This is a genomic window from Robertmurraya mesotrionivorans (assembly GCF_050971805.1).
Classification (GTDB): domain Bacteria; phylum Bacillota; class Bacilli; order Bacillales; family Cytobacillaceae; genus Robertmurraya_A.
Window position 1 is genome coordinate 308,312 of sequence record NZ_JBPCCH010000004.1, and the last position, 20,220, is coordinate 328,531.

Sequence of the window (20,220 nt, forward strand, 5' to 3'; positions counted from 1 at the left end):
CGATCAATAGAATGGTGAAACATGTGCTGGCAGTATATTTACTCCAGCACATTTTCATAGAAAGGATGATATAGATGAAATACGTGATTGGTGTTGACCTCGGTACGAGTGCGGTAAAAATATTACTTGTTAATCAGAATGGTGAGGTTTGTAATGAAATAACGAAATCTTACCCTCTCATTATTGAAAAATCAGGATATAGTGAACAAAACCCGGAAGAATGGGTAGAAAAAACGATATCAGGTTTAACTGAACTTGTTGAACAGTTTGACGGTGACATTGAGGATATTGAAGGTCTCAGTTTCTCAGGTCAGATGCATGGTCTAGTATTACTAGACGAAAACAATCAAGTATTAAGGAATGCAATTTTGTGGAATGACACGAGAACAACGAAACAATGTAAGGACATTTACGAGGTTGTCGGGCAACAGACGGTATTAGAATTAACTAAAAACCCTGCGTTAGAGGGCTTTACTTTACCAAAGATTCTTTGGGTAAAAGAACAGGAGCCGGAAATTTTTCACCAAGCTTGTACGTTTCTGCTTCCAAAGGATTATCTCCGTTACCGGATGACAGGAAATATCCATATGGAGTACTCTGATGCGGCAGGTACATTATTATTAAACGTGACAAAACGTGAGTGGAGTAAAGAAATGTTAGAAGTCTTTGGTCTTTCCTCTACTTTCTGTCCCCCATTAGTAGAATCACATGCGTTTGTAGGTACGGTGACAGTTGAACTTGCAAAGGAAACGGGGTTATCGGAGGCTACAAAAGTATTTGCAGGTGGGGCGGACAACGCATGTGGCGCCATCGGATCAGGGATTTTGTCTGAAGGAAAAACTTTATGCAGTATTGGTACCTCAGGTGTCGTTCTATCCTATGAAGAAAGAAATGATTTAGATTTTCAAGGGAAGGTTCACTATTTTAATCATAGCGAAGAAAATGCCTATTATACGATGGGTGTGACTCTTGCAGCTGGCTATAGTTTAAGCTGGTTTAAAGATACGTTTGCAAAGGACGAGGCATTTGATCGATTTTTAGATGGAATTGAAAATGTACCGGCCGGTAGTAATGGATTACTCTTTACTCCGTATATCGTCGGGGAAAGAACGCCACATGCGGATTCAAATATCCGAGGCAGTTTTATTGGTGCGGATGCGGCTCATGAACGTCAGCATTTTGTTCGTGCAGTCCTTGAGGGAATCACCTTTTCATTAAATGAATCAATCGAAATCTTCAGAAGCAGTGGAAAAAAGATTGATTCAATCGTCTCTATCGGTGGGGGAGCAAAAAGTGATGTATGGTTGCAGATGCAAGCAGATATTTTTAATGCAAAGATTGAAAAGCTTTCGAGTGAACAAGGTCCCGGAATGGGAGCAGCCATGTTAGCGGCCTATGGATGTGGCTGGTATTCATCGCTAAAGGAGTGTGTGGAAGAATTTATTCAAACATCCAAAACATATCTTCCTATTGAAGAAAATGTGAAAGCTTATAGAAAATTATTCGCTATTTATCAACAGGTATATAGACAAACAAAAGAATTGAATCAGCAGTTAAGTGAATTTAGGAAATGATTATAGAAAGGATGATTCGATTGAAGAAACTAATGAGCATGTTACTAGCTTTTTCTCTTGTACTTATTCCCTCTATGGCTGAAGTGCCAGTTGCTTCCGCCAAGGAAAATACTGCTATCAAAATTCCTGTTCTGTTATATCATGTCGTGAAACCGAATCCTGATCCAACCAATCCCTATCAATTCAGCCTCGAGGAATTTGAGAAGCATATGGGTTATTTAAAAGAAAATGGGTATCGAACTTTAACCATGAAGCAATACTTTAACATCCTGGACGGGCAAGCTGCAATGCCAGAAAAGCCTATATTACTTACTTTTGATGATAATTCAAATGACTTTTATCCGTACGTATATTTAATCTTGCAGAAATATGGAATGAAGGCGACACAGTTTACCGTTTCTAACTGGGTGAATGGAAGCTGGAATATGACGGCAAGTGAAATTTTAACGGTAATGGAAAATGGCGTAGATATTCAAAATCATACGGTAACCCATCCATTTTTAGCTAACCTAAGTAAACAGGAACAATACGTAGAGATTCATAACGCTACTGAAGCACTTAAGGACTTAACGGGTAGAACTACTTTTGCGTTTGCCTATCCGTATGGGAACTATAATTCAGATACGATTTCTCTATTAAAAGATCTTGGATTTAAAGGAGCATTCAAAGTTGGTGGAGGTCTAAGTACGGACCATAATAATCGATATGAACTTCCTCGAATCATGATCCTTCAGAACCATACATTAGGTGATTTTGTTAGAATGATAGAAACAGGTTACTAATATATTTTCTGGAGGAATAGAAATGATCATTGAGCCGTCTCAAAAACTATTATTTATTGGGGATTCTGTTACAGACTGTGAGCGAGTAAAACCAGAAGGAGAAGGGTTGTTTCAGGCTCTAGGTAAGGGCTATGTCTCTTATGTTGATGCCCTATTGCAAGCGGTTTATCCGGAACTTGGGATAAGAGTTGTCAATAAGGGGATTAATGGGAATACCGTTCGCGACTTGAAAAGCAGATGGCAGGAAGATGTAATTAACCAAAAGCCAGATTGGCTATCTATTATGATTGGGATAAACGATGTTTGGCGACAGTATGACACTCCTTTTATTAATGAATGGCACGTGTATCTAGATGAATACGAGGATACCCTTAGAAAACTTGTAAAGGAGACCAAACCTTTTGTGAAGGGTATGGTTCTTATGACTCCTTTTTATATAGAAAGCAATGAACTAGACCAAATGCGGCAGACCATGGATCAGTACGGGTTAGTGTTAAAGAAAATAGCAGAAGAAGAAGGGTGTTTATTTATAGATACCCAAGCAGCTTTTAATGTTGTATTAAAGGAACTATATTCTGCTACACTAGCTTGGGACCGTGTTCATCCATCCGCTGCAGGTCATATGATTCTCGCACGAGCATTTCTAAAAGAAATAGGCTTTGATTGGAACCATAGTTAATGTGATTCAATATTGATAATGAATATGGTCCATATTAGAAATAATCTAAAGACGAGACTATCAATTGATAGTCTCGTCTTTAGAAGTAAAGAAAAAATGTTAACGGTTTCAAAGTTTTGAGTTATAGTAAAGAAAAACTACCTACGTTTAGAAGGGCGAAATAAATATGTTCTCTAAATTACATAAATGGAACACGTTGCGAAATCAAATACTAGTGGTTTTTCTCGTTGTTATCGCTATTGTTTTACTGATTGTCGGCGCATTAACGTATAATCAAGTTTCCGCTATGTTAAAAAATAATGCGAATAAACAAATTCATCAAACGGCTACGGAAGCAAATGGTAGATTGGAATCTCTATATAAACAAATTAGTACGGCTTCTAAATTAGTGATGACCAATGGAAATATTCAAAGAGTGTTAACGGACGCCTACGAGGGACAAGAAGTAGGTTTTTCAGAGCGACAACAACTAGAAGGAATCGTTAATATTATTCAAGCGAACTCTGAAGGGATTTTTTCCTTTGAACTATACACAAGTAATATGAAACGATTATTACCTTTAGATGATAAAAGTTTAATGACTAGAATAGATGAAAAGTGGATTCATCGTGCGAATCAGGCAAATGGTCGACTCGTCTGGATAGGAGATGATCCGAGTAACTCAGACAATATTCTTGCACTCAGACGAGTGAACTTAATGGGGCGAGATTACGCAAATGGTGGCTACCTCCTTATTAGTATTTATAGAAGTTATCTTCAGTTTCCAAACCAGGATGAGTCCAATCAGTATTCTATTTTAATTGATAAAGATATAAAGCCTATTCTTTCAAATTATGATAAGTCCCTTGTACCAATCTTAAAAAATGAAGATCCAACCATTTTATTAGATAACCAGGAGTATATGGTTACGAAACAAACTTCAAATGAAACCGAATGGACACTTATTATTTTAACGCCAATTAAGGCTCTTACAGAAGGGATAAGTGTATTACGTACGGGGATTATCCTCTCTGGAATTATTGGGTTTATCATTTTTTTTACCAGCTCTTTATTTCTTTCAACTTATATTACGAAGCCTATTATCAAACTGACAGAAACCATGCAGCAAGCGAGTGCAGGTTCTTTATATATGAATCCGAGTGTAACAACGATAAATGAAATAAACGAATTAAATAGTACCTATAACCAGCTAGTTAAGGAAACAAATCATTTAATTAATATGGTCTATCAGAAGGAGATCACCCGAAGTCGAAGTGAGCTAAAAGCACTTCAAGCACAAATTAATCCTCACTTTCTTTTTAATACGTTAGACGCGCTAAGATGGTCTCTTGAGGATAAGGATGAGGAAGATTTAGCCGAGTTTGTTGTTGCTATGTCTGAACTCTTCCGATATACGATTACGAAACAAACGGATGATGATTGGGTAACGATCAAAGAAGAAATTCACCATATTGAAAACTATATGGAGATTATCAAAATGCGGTTCGGTGATCACCTTAAATGGAATCTTACCCTTCCAACAGAGTATGAAAAGGTAAAAATACCAAAACTGTTAATACAACCGTTAGTGGAAAATGCCGTTTTGCATGGAGCTGGAAATAAGCTGAAACCATGCACGATTTCGGTATCTATTCAACCTACGACAGACACCCAATGTTTGCAAATTCTTGTAGAAGATGATGGTCCCGGAATTACACAAGAAAAATTGGAATCTATCAAACGGGCCTTGCAATCCGGAGGAATAAACTCTAAAAAAGGGAATGGAATGGCCATTTCCAATGTACATAAACGACTAGAACTGTACTATCAGGATCGTTTAAGAAAGGGACTTACGATTGTTAGTGAAGCAAATATAGGGACAAAGGTTTCTTTTGTGATACCTGTTAACGGGGAGGAAGAACAATGTTGAATGCGAAGACCATTTTGGTTGTAGATGATGAGCCAAGAACACGTCAAGGGCTAAAGAAAACTTTGGACTACTGGGCAAATGGGGAACATCAAATATTCATCGCATCTAATGGAGAAGAGGCGATTGATTTCATGCAAAATCATAAAGTTCATATCCTCATTACAGACATTAATATGCCGGAAATAACTGGCTTACAATTATTGCAGATCACCAAAGAACATAATATCCTTCCTGTTATTATTGTTATATCTGCTTACTCAGAATTTCAATACGCTCAGGAAGCGCTTCGATTTGGCGTTATTAATTATTTACTAAAACCTATAAGCAAAAAGGTGTTAATTGAGGCTGTTGAAGAGGCGATTCAAGCAGTTGAAAAGCAAGAGCGAGCAGGTATGATTGAAAAGGTTGTTGATACGAAACTTGTCTATGCCAACACTCATCATCCCTCTGATCGTGTACCAATCAGGGAAGCGATCGATTACATTAACAATAATTTAAAAAATGAATTGACTCAGAAGGAAGTAGCAGAACATGTGCATTTAAATCCGAGTTATTTGAGTGTTCTATTTAAGGAGCATGTCACTTTAACTTTCAGTGAGTATGTCACTAGAAGAAGAATTCAACGTGCAAAGGAATTATTAGTTTCTACTAAACTTCCGATAAACGATATAGCAGAAGAATCAGGATATAAAACGGCTAAATATTTTATTAAGATATTCAGAGAATTAGAGGGTATGACACCTAGTGCCTACCGAAAAAACAATAGTGAAAGGGCTTTCTAAAAATAGTAGTATTTTTCCTAATCGTTGTGACCTATTTTCAGAATGATCAGAATGTTAAATTAGAGATGTAAGGAAATCTAGTAAAAGGTCATAGGGGGAATTTCATTGTTAAAAAAGAAAACGGTTTCAGTTTTATTGGCTTTAATCATGCTTGTCTCTCTAGCATTAGTAGGTTGTTCGTCTTCTAGTTCCACGGAAGAAAGCAGTGCCGATGGTAAAAAAGTAATCAAGTTCATGCATTTATGGCCAGAAGGTAGCTCAAATGCACAGTTTTCAATCGTAAAAGACATCATTGAAGAATATGAAAAAGAGCATACAGATATAAAAGTGGAAACAGAAATCCTAAATCCTGACCAATACAGAGAAAAACTTAAAGTCCTAGCCTCTTCTAATGAGTTACCGGATATTGGGATGACATGGTCAGACGGATTCATTAAGCCTTATGTGGAAGGAGATATGTTAGCTCCTTTAGATGATATTGTTGATACAAATCTAAAAGATGCTTTTATTCCTGGCGTAAAAGAATCCTATGCTGTAGATGGGAAAACGTATGGTTTACCATTAGAATTGAACATTTCTTATGTTTTCTATAACAAAGAAATTTTTGAAAAGTACAACCTTGAAGTACCACAAACATTTGAAGAATATAAGAATGTTGTCAAAACATTAGCAGATAATGGAGTGGTTCCGGCTACTGTAGGTGCTAAAGATGGATGGCCTGCTTCGTTCTGGTTTATGTATCTAGCAGATCGTATTGGTGGTTCTACTATCTTAACAGATGTTATCCATGGAAAAGCAAAGATGGACGACCCAGCAATTGTGAAAGCAGCGGAAGAAGTGCAAAACCTTGTTGATATGGGTGGGTTTGTAAAAGGATCTAGTGCGTTATCAAATGATGATGCAAAAGGTTACTTTATGAATGAACAAGCAGCTATGTTTCTAACAGCTACTTGGGAGTTACCAAACTATACTACAAGTCCTGATGTATCGCAGGAATTTAAAGACAAGATTGGCTATTTCAAGTTCCCAACTTATGAAGGCGGTAAAGGTACAGATATCAACAGTTATGTTGGTGGCCCTGGTGTTGGATTATTCGTAGCAAAGGATTCTAAAGTTCAGAAGGAAGCAAAAGACTTCTCAGCATACCTTGTAAAAAGATGGGGAGAAAAGTCAGTGACAGATGCTGGGGTTATTCCTGCTACTAAAGTTGACACAGATAATTTAGACCTAGCCCCAATGTACATTGAAATTTTAAAAGATTTGAGTGAAGCATCAAACGTTACTACTTATTTTGATACTCAATCCAGCCCAGCTGTATCCGAATTACACCATGATTTAGTAACGGCTCTATTTGGAAAACAAGTGACACCGAAGGATTTTGTAAAACAACATGTGGACGAACTTGCCGAAGAACAAGAGTAAGATGGTGTAATTTCATCTTTCAAAAGTAGAGGGCATATTGCATATGCCCTCTATCATTTTATAGGAACGCTTTTCAAAGTAGAAGGGAGTACAGAAATGAAAAGTGTCATGTCAAACAAATTCGTAATCACTCTTTATGTCCTTCCTGCGTTAATATTAATTCTGCTCTTAATTTATATTCCAATCGTATTAACGGGCTATTATGGTTTGATGGACTGGAACGGAATCGGGAAGATGAAGTTTATCGGAATAGAAAACTATATCGAGTTAGTTCAAGACAAAAAGTTTTGGCAAAGTACTTGGCATTCTCTTTTGCTTGGTATTTTCTCAACAGTAAGCTTGGTTGGTTATCTTATTTTATCGCTTATATTAGCTAGTAAAATAAAAGGAGCCAATTTTTTAAGAAAGATATACTTAATTCCTATGTTGTTATCATCCGTTGCGATCGGACAACTTTGGGCTAAGATATTTGATCCTACTAATGGAATGATCAACCGGTTGTTAGTGATGTTGGGTGTTGATAACCCACCACTTTGGCTAGCTGATTCTAACATCGTACTATATGCCCTATTCATTCCAATTGTTTGGCAGTATGCAGGCTTTTATATCATCATTTTCTATGCTGCGTTAAAAAATGTTCCAGAGGAATTGATTGAAGCGGCAAAAATAGATGGTGCAAACCCTATTCAAATAGCCTATAAAATAAAGATTCCTTTAATCACCGGTGTGATAAAAGTTATGGTCATTCTAGCGATTGTTGGTTCCTTAAAGTATTTTGATTTAATTTTTGTATTAACTGGTGGCGGACCAAACGGTGCGAGTGAGGTAATGGCTTCTTATATGTACACAGAGGCATTTAGTAAATACAACTTCGGGTACGGAAGTGCAATAGGATTCGGTTTATTGGTCATCTGTCTCATTATGACTTGGCTCATTCAAAAATTATTATCTTCTAAAGAAGATGTGCAATTTTAAGAGGGGGAGTGAAACCGATGAGTAAGGTTGCGTATCGAACAGAAACAAATGCGACTCTAGCGGCACCGTATAAAACTAGTAAAACAATCGGAACAAGAATAGGATACGGAATTCTTTATTTTATCCTAGGAGTGATTGCCATTGTCCAAGTGTACCCGTTGGTGTGGTTATTCCTTTTTTCATTGAAAACGAATCAAGAGGTATTCGGTATGTCCCCGTTCGCCTTTCCACAAGATCCTCAATGGGGAAATTACGCAAAGGCATGGACAGCAGGGCATATTGATGTTTACTTTTTTAATAGTGTATTATACACCGTTGTAGCGGTTTTACTTACGGTTATTCTTGCTAGTTTCGTAACATTTGCCATTACAAGAATGTATTGGAAACTAAGTGGATTAGTTCTTGGATTGTTTATGGCAGGGTATATGATTCCACTTCATTCAACATTAATTCCGCTATTCAATATCTTTAAATCAGTCAATTTAATAGATAATCCCATTTCTATTATTTTGTCTTACGTTGCGTTTAACTTACCTATAACGATTATGATTCTTACTGGATTTTATAGGACCATTCCAAGGGAGATCGAAGAAGCAGCAGTAATGGATGGTTGTTCCGTTCATAGGATATTCTTTCAAATTACATTGCCGATGACTATACCGGTACTTTCAACAACGGTCATCATTAACATGATTTATAACTGGAATGAATTCGTGTTTGTAAATACTTTCTTGAGTTCGGACAAGTGGAAAACAATTACGGTAGGTGTAAATAACTTTGTTGGGCAGTATTTAACCGATTGGGGAGCTATAGGTGCAACCTTGATGATTAGTATTATCCCCGTATTAATCGCATACTTCCTTCTGAGTGACCGAATCGTTGAAGGCATTGCAGCAGGATCTGTCAAAGGATAAAAGGATAAAGGGCTAACTCATAGAGTAGTGGGTTCGGTTTTCGAGTACAAAAACTTAATTAGCAAACAAATTAGCAGTCCAATTCGCAACTGAATTGGACTACATTTTTTTGTAATATCAAGGCTTTCCATAAATGTAATGGTATTTTGCACCATAATTCGTCCCTCTTTTAACAGGATGACAAAAGTTCGTGTCAGTGTTCGAATTGTTTGTTAATTTTATTGGGGATTGATTTCCTAAAGTTGGTAAGTAGGTTTTTGAATATTCAAGTTAGAAAATATTGTAGAAAGACAAGTTATCTGAAGAAAAAGACACTGGTTATTCATTGTTGACTTTTTCGTGGAGGTATAGGAATTCATAGGCGGAGAAATTCCGGTTAATGTGTATAGTAGGGGCTCAAGAAGCAGATATAAGCGGATATATTCCGATTAACTAATCTATATATAACCAAATTTAAAGATTAGGTTCATTTTAGCGGAAAAACTCCGCTTATTTTACGAGAAATGTTGGTATTTCCCAAAATAAACGGAATTTTTCCGTTTATTTTTCAAGTTTAGTGAAATCAAGTGCAAAGTAATGTAAAAAATGCTTGGAGACACAATGTTCCAAGCATTTTTGCTTATAAAATTGCCTGTAAATTTAAGTGTGAAATACCGTTTGAATAGCAAGGTTAGTTCTAATTTTGAACTTCAAAACCGAACTACTGACTCATAGAGTTAGCCCTTTTACTTACTCAAATGGTATGAAAAAAACAGCTCCTGGTATGAGAGCTGTTCTACTAGCTTCGTATATTCTTAGTCCATAATCGCCCAATAAGCTGGTTTCACATTATATTCAGGATCAAACACGAATGGTGCATCTTTTCCTACACCATCATTGTATTGCTTTGCTCGATCGTCTAACCACGTATGATTATCGGCTATGCCCCAGAAAGTAACATTGCTGATTTTGTCTCCTAGTCGTTCATATATCTCAAAAATAGCATTGTAGCGGTCTGCTTGAGCTACTAGTCTTTCGGCTGGAATGTCAGCATAAGTTGGATACGCTGGTCTAGGTGGCCAACCATATAGGCTAACATCTAGCTCTGTAATTTGATTGTCTAAACCAAGGTCAGCAAACATATTAATTGAGTCTTCAATGTCCTGGTTAGAAGGCCAGCCAATTTGAATATGAGCTTGATGTCCTACGCCATCAATTGGAACTCCTTGTTCAAGTAAATCTTTTACAAGATTATATAAATATGTTCTCTTGGGTGTCACTTCTGTATTGTAATCATTAATGTACAGCTTTGCATCTTTTGCTGCATATCTATTAGCTGTTTCAAAGGCTACTTTAATATATTCATCTCCCGTAATCTTGTACCAAGCAGATTCACGCAGCCCTCTTTCATTTTGAGGAGAATCATCAATTACCTCGTTCACAACATCCCAAGATTTCACGTCGTTTTTATAACGTTTTACAATCGTTTTAATATGGGTTTCCAATCGGTTTAAAAGTAGTTTTTTATTTTTCTCACGCTGTTTTGGATCTTGCTCATCAATCATTTTATTTCCTTCTTCGTCTAGGAAGAACCACTCAGGCACCTGGCTATGCCAAACGAGGTTATGAAAACGGATGTCCATGCCATTTTCTTTTGCAAACTTAACAATCTTATCAGCCTCGGTAAAGTCGAATTTACCTTCCTCTGGTTGAATATTAATTGGTTTCATTACATTTTCAGCAACAATACTATTATAATGGCGTTTTAATACGTCTGCATCTGTGCCCTGTAATTGATAAGGTTCCACTGCTGCACCAATAGTGAAGGAATTCTTGTATCTTTCAGCTATAGATGGTACCGATAAAGCACTAGTAGACTGTTCATTTGTCGTTTCAGCAGCGGCAGGATTCAATCCAACAGGTAATAATAAGGCTAAAGCTAATCCTGTAATGAGAGGTTTACGTAATACTTTAAGCATGTGATATTCTCCTTTTTTAATAGAATTTACTAAGGTGTTCTAAAAACCGATAACTAACCCTCCTTTTACGTAAGATTTAGACAGGGATAAGAAAGGGCTTTCATTTTTATGAAAGGTATGTAACATGTCAACCTGTCTTGTGTTTATTATACCTTTTCTATACTTAGTTTGTATAGTAAATAAACTAAGTATTTTAGAAATTTAAAAAAACAGCTGACCTTTATTAGTAAAAGCCAGCTGTTCTATGTTATTTATCCCCATAAGGGTCTATTGTTACGATCGTTCCGTCATCGTTATAGGTTAATTCAGCGTATTTTACCGATCGTTTATGATCTACGCCATCTGATAAGGAGCAATCATGATAGAAAAGATACCACTTATCTTTAAACTGGACAATTGAATGATGGGTGGTCCAGCCGATGACAGGAGTAAGTATCGTTCCTTTAAATTCGAAGGGCCCCTGTGGGTTTTTGCTTACCGCATAAACAATCTTGTGAGTGGTACCTGTAGAATACGATAGATAGTATAGATCATTATATTTATGAATCCAAGGACCTTCAAAATATCTTCGTTCTTCATCACCTGCAAGAATTGGATTTTCATTTTCATCAACTATTGATATTTCTCGAGGCTCACTTTTGAAAGTCAGCATATCGTCACTTAATTCTGCGACTCTTGGCCCTAAAGCCGGCTCTGTTAGCGATGGACCTTCAGCATCGGGATTAAATGTTCCTTCCTGCCATTTTTCCAACTGTCCTCCCCAAAGGCCCCCAAAATATACGTATGCTCTTTCATCCTCATCGACGAACACGGCTGGATCAATGCTGAAGCTACCTGGTATGTAATTTTCCTCTGGTATAAATGGTCCTTCAGGGGTTGTGCTTGTGGCAACACCAATTCTAAAAATACCCTCTTTATCTCTAGCTGGAAAATACAAATAATACGTGTTGTTCTTGTAAGCAGCATCTGGTGCCCAAAGCTGTTTACTTGCCCAAGGAATATCTCTCAAGTGAAGGGCTTCCCCGTGGTCTACACATGGTTCGTTTACATCATCCATACATAACACATGGTAATCTTCCATCGCATATTGATCACCGTTATCGTTTGAAGGCCCATCATGATCCAGATCATGAGAAGGATAAATATAAAGCTTTCCTTCAAAGACATGTGCAGAAGGATCTGCTGTAAAAATATGCGTAACTATAGGCTCGTTAGGTTTTGAATTTTTCCCCATAATAGCTCCCCCGTAGATAATTTAATCGCTTACATATATAGTATAACCGAAGTTTAATAACTTTGTATATTCGAAAAACTAAGTTTTTTAATAAAGGATTTCTACAAAAAAATGAGTATATAAATAGATAACAAGAAAAGTAGGAGGCCTTGCCTTTTATGAAATATCCATATGAAAGCGCTGTAATTAAAGAAGAGGTTCCTGTATTCGCATTAATAACGAGTGTAAAGTATGTGGCCATGCATTGGCATGACAGAATTGAATTATTATTAGTGTTAAAAGGACAAATACATGTGTATGTGGGAAGAGAGGAGTATGTACTTAAGGAAAATGACCTTTTGCTCATTAACAGTAATGAAGTTCATGGGGTGGAGTCAGATCAAGAGAATAAACTTTTACTTATTCAGATACCAATCACCTTTATAAAAAAATTTCACAATAATATTGAAGACGAATCTTTCCATTGTCAGTCCTTTCAAAGTAAGGACCAACAATCCTATAATATAATTCGACCTCTGCTTGCCCATCTAATGTTAGCTGTCAAAAGAAAAGAAGAAAATTATGAAATTAAGGTGCACTCTCTTCTATTAGATGTGGTGTATCAACTGGTTACACATTTTAAGGTGGATAAGAAGAATGTCATTATCAACACTGAAAAAGATATTGAACGGATGAACCGATTAACCAATTACATACAGCAGCACTATATGAATCCCATTACACTTCAAGAGTTGGCTGATACAGAAGAACTTACGGCTCCCTATCTATCCAGATATTTTCAACATCATATGGGACAGTCTTTTATCAAATATATAAATGGGATACGCTTAGAGCATGCGGTTCGATATTTGCTAGAAACCGACCGGTCCATCATCCAAATCGCGTTAGAGTGTGGCTTCCCAAATTTAAATTCCTTTCACAAACTATTTAAAGATACGTTCCACACAACACCTCATCAATACCGAAAAAAACAAATACAAAACAACACTTCCATTCGTCCTGCTGAATTAAGTGAAATTAGAGGGTATGAATTTACTGAGGAAGAGGATTACCATGAACTATACAAACTTTTATAGCGATGTTAACACTCAGAAATGTTGTTATATCAACATTTTTGAGTGTTTTTTTTGTGGAAAAAGTAGAGAGGAATTATGTGTAGTCTTTGTTTGATAGATAAAATAACTGAGTACATAAAATATGAAAAAATATTAAAAAATATGAAAAAAAGTTAAAAAATATGAAAAAATATGAAAAAAATTATTGAAATCGCTTTATTATGGTGTTAAATTTAATTCAAGAAAAAAATACAAGAAGATTTAAAAAATTGGAGGCTCACAATGAAATTAGCTACTAGGATAAATTCAATTATGCCCAAGGTCGATAGAGATATTATTAAAGCTTTAGAAAAAGTTTCAGAGATTGATGGAATTACATGTGTAGATTTAAATTATCCGGAGCATTTTTCAAATTACTCTGTAGATGAGATCAATCAAACCCTAAAAAATTTAAACATTAGCGCAAATGGTTTAGCTTTAAGGTTTAGAAATCATTTTATAAATGGCGAATTTGGGAACAACAATAAGCTGATTGCTGAAGACGCGTTTACTTTGTGTAAAGAGGCTGCAGATACCTGTAGAGTATTGGGTGGGAAAGTATTAACTTTATGGCTAGGCTTTGACGGATTTGACTATCCATTCCAAGTTGATTATCAAAAAGCCTGGAGTCAAGTTAGGGAATATGTAACGGCACTTGCTGATTATGCACCAGACTTACAAATCAGTATTGAATATAAGCCATATCAAGAAAGATCATACGCATTAATTGATAGTATTGGACTAACGTTGCTAATGGTAAATGAAATCAAACGTGAAAACGTTGGAGTTACAGTTGATTACTGTCATATGCTCATGAAACGAGAAAATCCTGCATATGGCTTAAGTCTTGCAGCAGATAAAGGTAAATTATTCGGTGTTCATATCAATGATGGATACGGAACTCACGATGATGGCCTAATGGTTGGGACGGTATCATTAATGCAGACACTAGAATTCATGTATTATTTGAAAAAGTATAACTATGATGGAGCTATCTATTTTGATACATTCCCTATTAGAGAGGAACCAGTTGCAGAAATTAGGCAAAATGTAAAAGCGATTCATATTATTAGTAGCTTAATAGACCAGCTTGGGCTATCAGAAATTGAAAAAACGATTGAGAAAAACGACGCAATTTCAGTAAACAAGATGTTCTTTTCAATGTTTGAGTTAAAAGTTAATAAGTAATTTTTAACTGAAATATAAGCACACAAATTTTTTTTTATAAGTTTTGAAAGCGATTACTAATAAATTCTAGGGGGATAAAAAATGAAAAAGTCTAAAAAAAATTTATTCGTAACTGGTGTTTTAGCAATTTCTTTAGGATTGACAGCTTGTAGTAGCAATAGCAGTAGTGGAAGTGCATCTCCAGATAAAGATACAGGTGCTTTTAATCCAGATAATGCTGATGGTCAAACATATGAAGAAGTAAGATCAAGCTTAGGGGAAGTACCTAAATTATCTGAAGAAATAAAATTAGGTGCTGTAGCAAAAGCATTCGAAAATGAATATTGGAGAACATTGAAAGAAGGAATGGAAACAGGGGCTCAAAAGTTTAGTGATAAAGGGATGAACCTAACAATTGATGTCAAATCCCCACAAGGTGAATCGGATGAAGAAGGACAGCTTGCCATTGTAAAAGATATGATCAACAAAAAGTATAGTGCATTGTTACTTTCTCCGATTTCAGACAGCAATCTTGTTCCTGGGGTTGAAAGTGCCCTTGAAAAGGATATCCCAGTAATGAACGTTAATGATGGAATTATCAAGGAAGCTCCTAATTTTGTCGGACCAAAAGCAGACTTAAACGGGGAATCAGCGGCAGAATGGATCTCAGAAAAATTAAATGGAGAAGGTAAGGTTGCGATTATAGTAGGAATGCCAAAAGCATTCGCTGCTAGACAACGTACGCTAGGGTTTGAGAATTGGATGAAGGATAATGCTCCAAACATTGATATTGCTGAAAAACAAAATGCGGATTGGGATCGTGCAAAGGCAAAGGATATTGCTGCAACATGGATTAAAAAGCATGGTGATCTAGCTGCTATTTTTGCAAATAATGACACGATGGCTTTAGGTGCACAAGAGGCTGTCAATGAATCAGGGAAAGATATATTAGTAGTCGGAGTAGATGGAATTGGTGAAGCCTATGACTCTATACGTAAGGGTGAACTGGATGCAACAATCGATTCTTTCCCAAAATATAAAGGGCAAATAGCAGTTGAAATGATCATTCGTCAATTGGGCGGACAGGAAGTACCTAGAGTTATTTGGACTCCTCAGGCGTTAATTGATGAAACGAATGTAGATACACAAGCTGAAGAGATTATTAATTGGGCAGACCCAACAATAGCAAAGTAACAATATACTAGTTTATACCTATAGTCGGATTGATGGGATTCGACTATAGGTATGAAAAGGGGAATCGAAATGGAAAAGCAAACAGAAAGTATCGTTAGATTTCAGAATATTTCAAAAGTTTTTCCTGGAGTAAAGGCTCTAGATGGGGTGAGTTTTGATATAAAAAAAGGTGAGATCCATGCTCTATTGGGTGAGAATGGGGCAGGAAAGTCAACATTATTGAATACACTCCATGGAGTCAATAATGAATATGAAGGAACGGTAGAAATTCAAGGACGAATAGTTTCATATAAAAATGCCAATGAGGCCATTCAGGATGGAATTGTAAAAATTCATCAAGAAGTTAGTCTAATTCCAGATTTAACTGTGGGTCAAAATATTACTTTAGGTCATGAACCAAGAAAAGGAATGTTTATTGACTACAAAAAGCTTCATCATGATGCGAATGAGATCCTTACTAAAATGAAGTGTAACTTTAAAAGCGAAGATTTAGCGAGTACGTTAAGTACAGGAGAAATGCAAATGGTAGCAATCGCCAAAGGATTGTATCATAATGCCAAACTCATATCATTTGATGAACCATCAGCTTCGCTAACTAATCAAGAAGTACAAACGCTTTTTTCTATTATTAATGACTTAAGAGAAAATGGAATAACAATTTTATATGTCAGTCACCGTCTAGATGAAGTCTTCGAGATTTGTGATAGTGCGACAGTCCTTCGTGATGGCAGGCATATAGATACCTTTCAATTAAAGGATGTTACAAGAGAGCAATTAATAAAAAAAATGGTAGGTAGGGATGTTTCAGCTTATGCGGTAAGAACCAAACCGTCTCCAAAGACTGCTGAAAAGGTATTGGAAGTAGAAAACCTAAATGTGAATGGAGTATTTGAAAACATTAATTTCCACCTTCATAAAGGTGAAATATTAGGCTTTGCAGGTTTAGTTGGCTCCAAAAGGACGGATGTAGTTAGAACAATTTTTGGTGCAGAGGAAAAGTCAGGTGGCACCATTAAAATAAAGGGAGTTCCTGTGAATATTAAAAATCCTCGCCAAGGTGTTCAAATGGGAATTGGATTCATTCCAGAAAATAGAAAAACACAAGGATTTATCAAATTTTTTAATAATGCAAACAATGTAGGTCTTACTAAAATGGAGAAATTCTCTAAGTACGGCTTCGTGAATCATAGAAAGAAAACGGAGAACTGTAATTATTATATCGACGAAATCAACTTAAAACCTAGTAACCCTCATTATATGACGACTAATTTGAGCGGAGGAAATCAGCAAAAAGTAGTGATTTCTAAATGGCTTTCCTCAGATGCTGAGATTTTAATTTTAGATGAACCAACAAAAGGAGTCGATGTTGGAGCGAAAGCAGAGATTTATAGAGTCCTAGAAGAATTACTTGAAAAGGGAAAATCTATAATTGTTGTTTCCTCCGAGTTACCTGAAGTGTTAGGTCTAAGTGATCGGATCATTGTCATGCGTGAGGGAAAAAAAGTGAAAGAATTTGAAAATCAAAATCTAACTGAGGAAGATATCCTTCAATATGCTATGGGGGTAAACAAAGATGTTAAAAACTAAGGAATATAGTAGAGAACTTAGCTTAGTAGCAGCGATCTTTATTATGGTTATTGTATTTTCCATTATTGAACCAGTCTATTTAAGTGGAAGTAATTTACTTGATATTATGGACCAGAGTGTTATTAATGGATTATTAGCTTTAGGTATCACTTATGCAATCATCACAGGTGGAATCGACCTTTCTGTAGGATCCATCTTTGCAATTGTAATTGTAGTTGTAGGTGATTTACTCGTAAGTGGTTTAAATCCTGTCTTAGCTATTATATGTGGAGTGGGAATAGGTTTTGTATTGGGTGTATTTAATGGTCTATTAATTACAAAGTTACATCTTCAGCCATTCATTGCTACTTTAGGAACAATGAGTGCATACAGAGGGATTGCTTATGTTATAACTGGAGGCTGGCCAGTTCTAGATATTCCTGAAAATTTCAGATCAATCTTTAACTCAGATATTTTTGGAGCATTTCCAGTGTCAATTCTTGTACTTCTTGCATTTGCTGCTGTTGGACATATCATCTTAAAGTATACCAAACTTGGGACTTATATATATGCAATTGGAGGTAATGAAGAAGCTACTCTCTTATCAGGAGTAAATGTTAACAAAAGTAAAATGCTTGCTTATGCTATTTCTGGAGCTGGTGCTGCTTTAGCTGGTATGGTTTTGTTAGCACGCCTAGGGTCAGGAGAGCCAGCTGCAGGTCAAACTTATGAATTAAATGCAATTGCGGCAGCTGCGATTGGTGGAGCTAGCCTGGCTGGTGGAAGAGGGAATATGATCGGTACATTACTTGGAGCTATCTTATTATCAACTCTAAAAGTTGGATTAGTTGTTGTAGGTGTAGATAGTTTTTGGCAATATATTGCAACCGGAGCTATAATTGTAGTAGCAGCTTATTTTGAAGTAATTCAAGGGAAACTAAAAGGTATGAGGGTTGGTAGAAGTAATACCAAAACTATCGAGGTAGGTAAATAACCATGGAAAAGAATGCGGTTACAATAGTCGGTAGTATCAACTATGACATTATCCTTAAGCAAAAACGACTTCCGGAAATTGGCGAGACTTTTACTGCAGATAGTGTAACTTTCTGTGGAGGTGGGAAAGGAGCCAATCAAGCAGTACAGTGTGCGAAGTTAGGACTGGAGAGTTATATGGTAGGTAAGGTGGGCAATGATCAATTTGGCTCTGAATTAATTGCAATAATGAAAAAGAATGGCTTGAATACTGACTATGTTTCAAAGGCTGATACAAACACTGGACTTGGTATTGTGAACGCAATTTCAGATGGAAGTGTGGTTGCTACCATAGCAAAAGGTGCGAATTACAGTATGACGATTGAAGATATCGATCAGGTGGAAGACCTATTTAAGAAAAGCAAAATCGTTATATTGCAGTTAGAAATTCCAAAAGAAGTGGTGGAATATACCATTAAAAAGGCGAAAGAGTATAATTGCTATGTGATATTAAATGCTGCTCCTGCAAGCGAAATAGATGTTGATTGTTTAAAGCTGGTGGATTGTTTAGTGGTTAACGAAACGGAAGCTAGTTTTTATGCTGGAGAGAGAGTATCATCGTTAAGAGAGGCTGAAAAGGTTTGTGAAAAGCTTTATCCATATACTAATAATCTGTTAATCATCACTCTTGGTGAAAAAGGCAGTATTTTATATGATGGAAAGAAAACTATTCATATTCCTTGCCAAACAGTAGATGTAGTCGAAACAACAGGAGCAGGAGATTCTTATACTGGGGCATTAGCTTACGGACTTATGAATGAGTGGCCAATTGAAAAAATAGGGGAATTTGCTTCAATAGTTAGTTCAAGAACGGTTACCAAAATTGGCGCTCAAGATGCAATGCCAACACTATTAGAGTTAAATGAATATGTGTGATAAATAACTTATAGACTGCTTTATTATGAATTACTATTCTTTAGTTCAGCTAAGAAACTTAACGAAATATTACTAAAAATGTATCGAGGTATTAAATTATGATCCCTTATGTCAGAAGAGAAAAGATAATGGATGAATTAGAAAATAAACAAATCCTTTATATTGAAGATCTATTAAAAATTTTTGAGGGGGTCTCTGAATCTACCATTCGTAGAGATTTAAAAATTCTGGAGGACGAAAATTATATTGTCCTTTTACGAGGTGGAGCAGTTAAATTAAAGCTGGATTCACATGAAATTCCTGTAGGCACAAAGAAGTTACTAAATAAAGAAAGTAAGGAAAGAATTGCAAAATTTGCTGCTTCTTTAGTAGAAGACGATGATGTGATATACATTGATTCAGGCACGACATGTTCAGCCATTGTAAAATACATTGTATCAAAAGGTATTAGAGTAGTTACTTCAAATATCCAGGTGTTGAGTGAGGTTAATGGTACTCACATAGAAAACATTACAATTGTAGGAGGAGAGGTTAATAGAAATTTGGATTCTATTTCAGGACCTCTAACAGACTCTTCTTTAAGAAATTTAAACTTTGATAAATCTTTTCTTGGTGCCAGTGGCTTTGGTTTAAATGTGGGTGTAAATACTCCCGACTTTCGAGAAGCAAGTAAAAAGAGTATTGTCAAAACGAACTCAAATAAATGCTATGTACTAGCAGACAGCTCAAAGTTTAATAAAAATACATTATGTAAGGCGTTTGATATTCAAGATTGTTTGCTCATAACAAATAAACAGATTCCTGAACTTGATGGAACGACTGAATATTATGTTGTTGATTAACATGTGCTCTTTCCACATGTTAAAAGACTCCAAATCATCTTTGTTCTAAAATACCAACTCAGAAGAAAATAGGAAAAAACCTTGCGAATTTTTTCACAAGGGTTTTCTTTTCGTCTATGGTTGATAGGACGCTCGAATCCCTGACCTCTACGTGCCAGAGGAACATCTGTTCAACAATTGATAGAATACGTTCGGTCAAAAACTATGAAGTTTGATTTAA

General features: G+C 36.1%; 17 protein-coding genes. 15 read left to right on the forward strand and 2 right to left on the reverse strand.

Annotated elements, in window-relative coordinates:
* Positions 1-74: 74 nt before the first annotated feature.
* From xylB to ACRX5O_RS09960, 8 genes are all read left to right on the forward strand, one after another.
* The gene (gene xylB, locus ACRX5O_RS09925; RefSeq protein ID WP_433905790.1) at positions 75-1,574 is read left to right on the forward strand and encodes a xylulokinase; all 1,500 of its coding nucleotides are present in this window, start codon (positions 75-77) and stop codon (positions 1,572-1,574) included.
* 20 nt (positions 1,575-1,594) lie between these two features.
* A complete protein-coding gene (locus ACRX5O_RS09930; protein WP_433905791.1) occupies positions 1,595-2,356 on the forward strand; it encodes a polysaccharide deacetylase family protein in 762 nt (253 codons plus the stop codon).
* Between the two features lie 22 nt (positions 2,357-2,378).
* On the forward strand, positions 2,379-3,035 hold the full coding sequence (locus ACRX5O_RS09935) for an SGNH/GDSL hydrolase family protein (protein ID WP_433905792.1): 657 nt from the start codon (positions 2,379-2,381) through the stop codon (positions 3,033-3,035).
* A 166-nt stretch (positions 3,036-3,201) separates the two neighbouring features.
* Complete coding sequence (locus tag ACRX5O_RS09940; RefSeq protein ID WP_433905793.1) at positions 3,202-4,944, forward strand: sensor histidine kinase; 1,743 nt, start codon at positions 3,202-3,204, stop codon at positions 4,942-4,944.
* Positions 4,941-5,726, forward strand: a complete 786-nt coding sequence (locus ACRX5O_RS09945) for a response regulator transcription factor (protein WP_433905873.1) — start codon at positions 4,941-4,943, stop codon at positions 5,724-5,726. The genes ACRX5O_RS09940 and ACRX5O_RS09945 overlap by 4 nt, the downstream gene beginning before the upstream one ends.
* Before the next feature lie 147 nt (positions 5,727-5,873).
* Positions 5,874-7,148 (forward strand): extracellular solute-binding protein, encoded by a 1,275-nt coding sequence (locus ACRX5O_RS09950; RefSeq protein WP_433905874.1) that lies wholly within the window; start codon positions 5,874-5,876, stop codon positions 7,146-7,148.
* Positions 7,149-7,244: 96 nt separating this feature from the next.
* Positions 7,245-8,123, forward strand: coding sequence for a carbohydrate ABC transporter permease (locus ACRX5O_RS09955; RefSeq protein ID WP_433905794.1), 879 nt, complete (start codon positions 7,245-7,247; stop codon positions 8,121-8,123).
* Between the two features lie 17 nt (positions 8,124-8,140).
* Positions 8,141-9,037 (forward strand): carbohydrate ABC transporter permease, encoded by an 897-nt coding sequence (locus ACRX5O_RS09960; protein ID WP_433905795.1) that lies wholly within the window; start codon positions 8,141-8,143, stop codon positions 9,035-9,037.
* Between the two features lie 794 nt (positions 9,038-9,831).
* Here the strand turns inward: ACRX5O_RS09960 and ACRX5O_RS09965 are convergent.
* Both ACRX5O_RS09965 and ACRX5O_RS09970 read right to left on the reverse strand, forming a co-directional pair.
* Complete coding sequence (locus ACRX5O_RS09965; RefSeq protein WP_433905796.1) at positions 9,832-10,995, reverse strand: endo-1,4-beta-xylanase; 1,164 nt, start codon at positions 10,993-10,995, stop codon at positions 9,832-9,834.
* A 247-nt stretch (positions 10,996-11,242) separates the two neighbouring features.
* Positions 11,243-12,229 carry a glycoside hydrolase family 43 protein gene (locus ACRX5O_RS09970; protein ID WP_433905797.1) on the reverse strand — a complete coding sequence of 329 codons (987 nt, stop codon included), beginning with the start codon at positions 12,227-12,229 and terminating at the stop codon, positions 11,243-11,245.
* Between the two features lie 158 nt (positions 12,230-12,387).
* On the opposite strand from ACRX5O_RS09970, the gene ACRX5O_RS09975 reads away from it, so the two are divergent.
* The 7 genes from ACRX5O_RS09975 to ACRX5O_RS10005 all read left to right on the forward strand — a co-directional run bounded on the left by ACRX5O_RS09975 (position 12,388) and on the right by ACRX5O_RS10005 (position 20,000).
* Positions 12,388-13,305, forward strand: coding sequence for an AraC family transcriptional regulator (locus ACRX5O_RS09975; protein ID WP_433905798.1), 918 nt, complete (start codon positions 12,388-12,390; stop codon positions 13,303-13,305).
* Positions 13,306-13,596: 291 nt separating this feature from the next.
* Positions 13,597-14,511 (forward strand): sugar phosphate isomerase/epimerase family protein, encoded by a 915-nt coding sequence (locus tag ACRX5O_RS09980; RefSeq protein WP_433905799.1) that lies wholly within the window; start codon positions 13,597-13,599, stop codon positions 14,509-14,511.
* 81 nt (positions 14,512-14,592) lie between these two features.
* Positions 14,593-15,684, forward strand: a complete 1,092-nt coding sequence (locus ACRX5O_RS09985; protein WP_433905800.1) for a sugar ABC transporter substrate-binding protein — start codon at positions 14,593-14,595, stop codon at positions 15,682-15,684.
* A 69-nt stretch (positions 15,685-15,753) separates the two neighbouring features.
* Positions 15,754-17,271, forward strand: coding sequence for a sugar ABC transporter ATP-binding protein (locus ACRX5O_RS09990; RefSeq protein ID WP_433905801.1), 1,518 nt, complete (start codon positions 15,754-15,756; stop codon positions 17,269-17,271).
* Positions 17,258-18,244, forward strand: a complete 987-nt coding sequence (locus ACRX5O_RS09995; RefSeq protein ID WP_433905802.1) for an ABC transporter permease — start codon at positions 17,258-17,260, stop codon at positions 18,242-18,244. Before ACRX5O_RS09990 ends, ACRX5O_RS09995 begins: the two co-directional genes overlap by 14 nt.
* A gap of 2 nt (positions 18,245-18,246) precedes the next feature.
* Entirely contained in the window at positions 18,247-19,158 is a 912-nt protein-coding gene (locus ACRX5O_RS10000; RefSeq protein WP_433905803.1) for a ribokinase, read from the forward strand.
* A 98-nt stretch (positions 19,159-19,256) separates the two neighbouring features.
* Positions 19,257-20,000, forward strand: coding sequence for a DeoR/GlpR family DNA-binding transcription regulator (locus ACRX5O_RS10005; RefSeq protein WP_433905804.1), 744 nt, complete (start codon positions 19,257-19,259; stop codon positions 19,998-20,000).
* Positions 20,001-20,220: the final 220 nt, after the last annotated feature.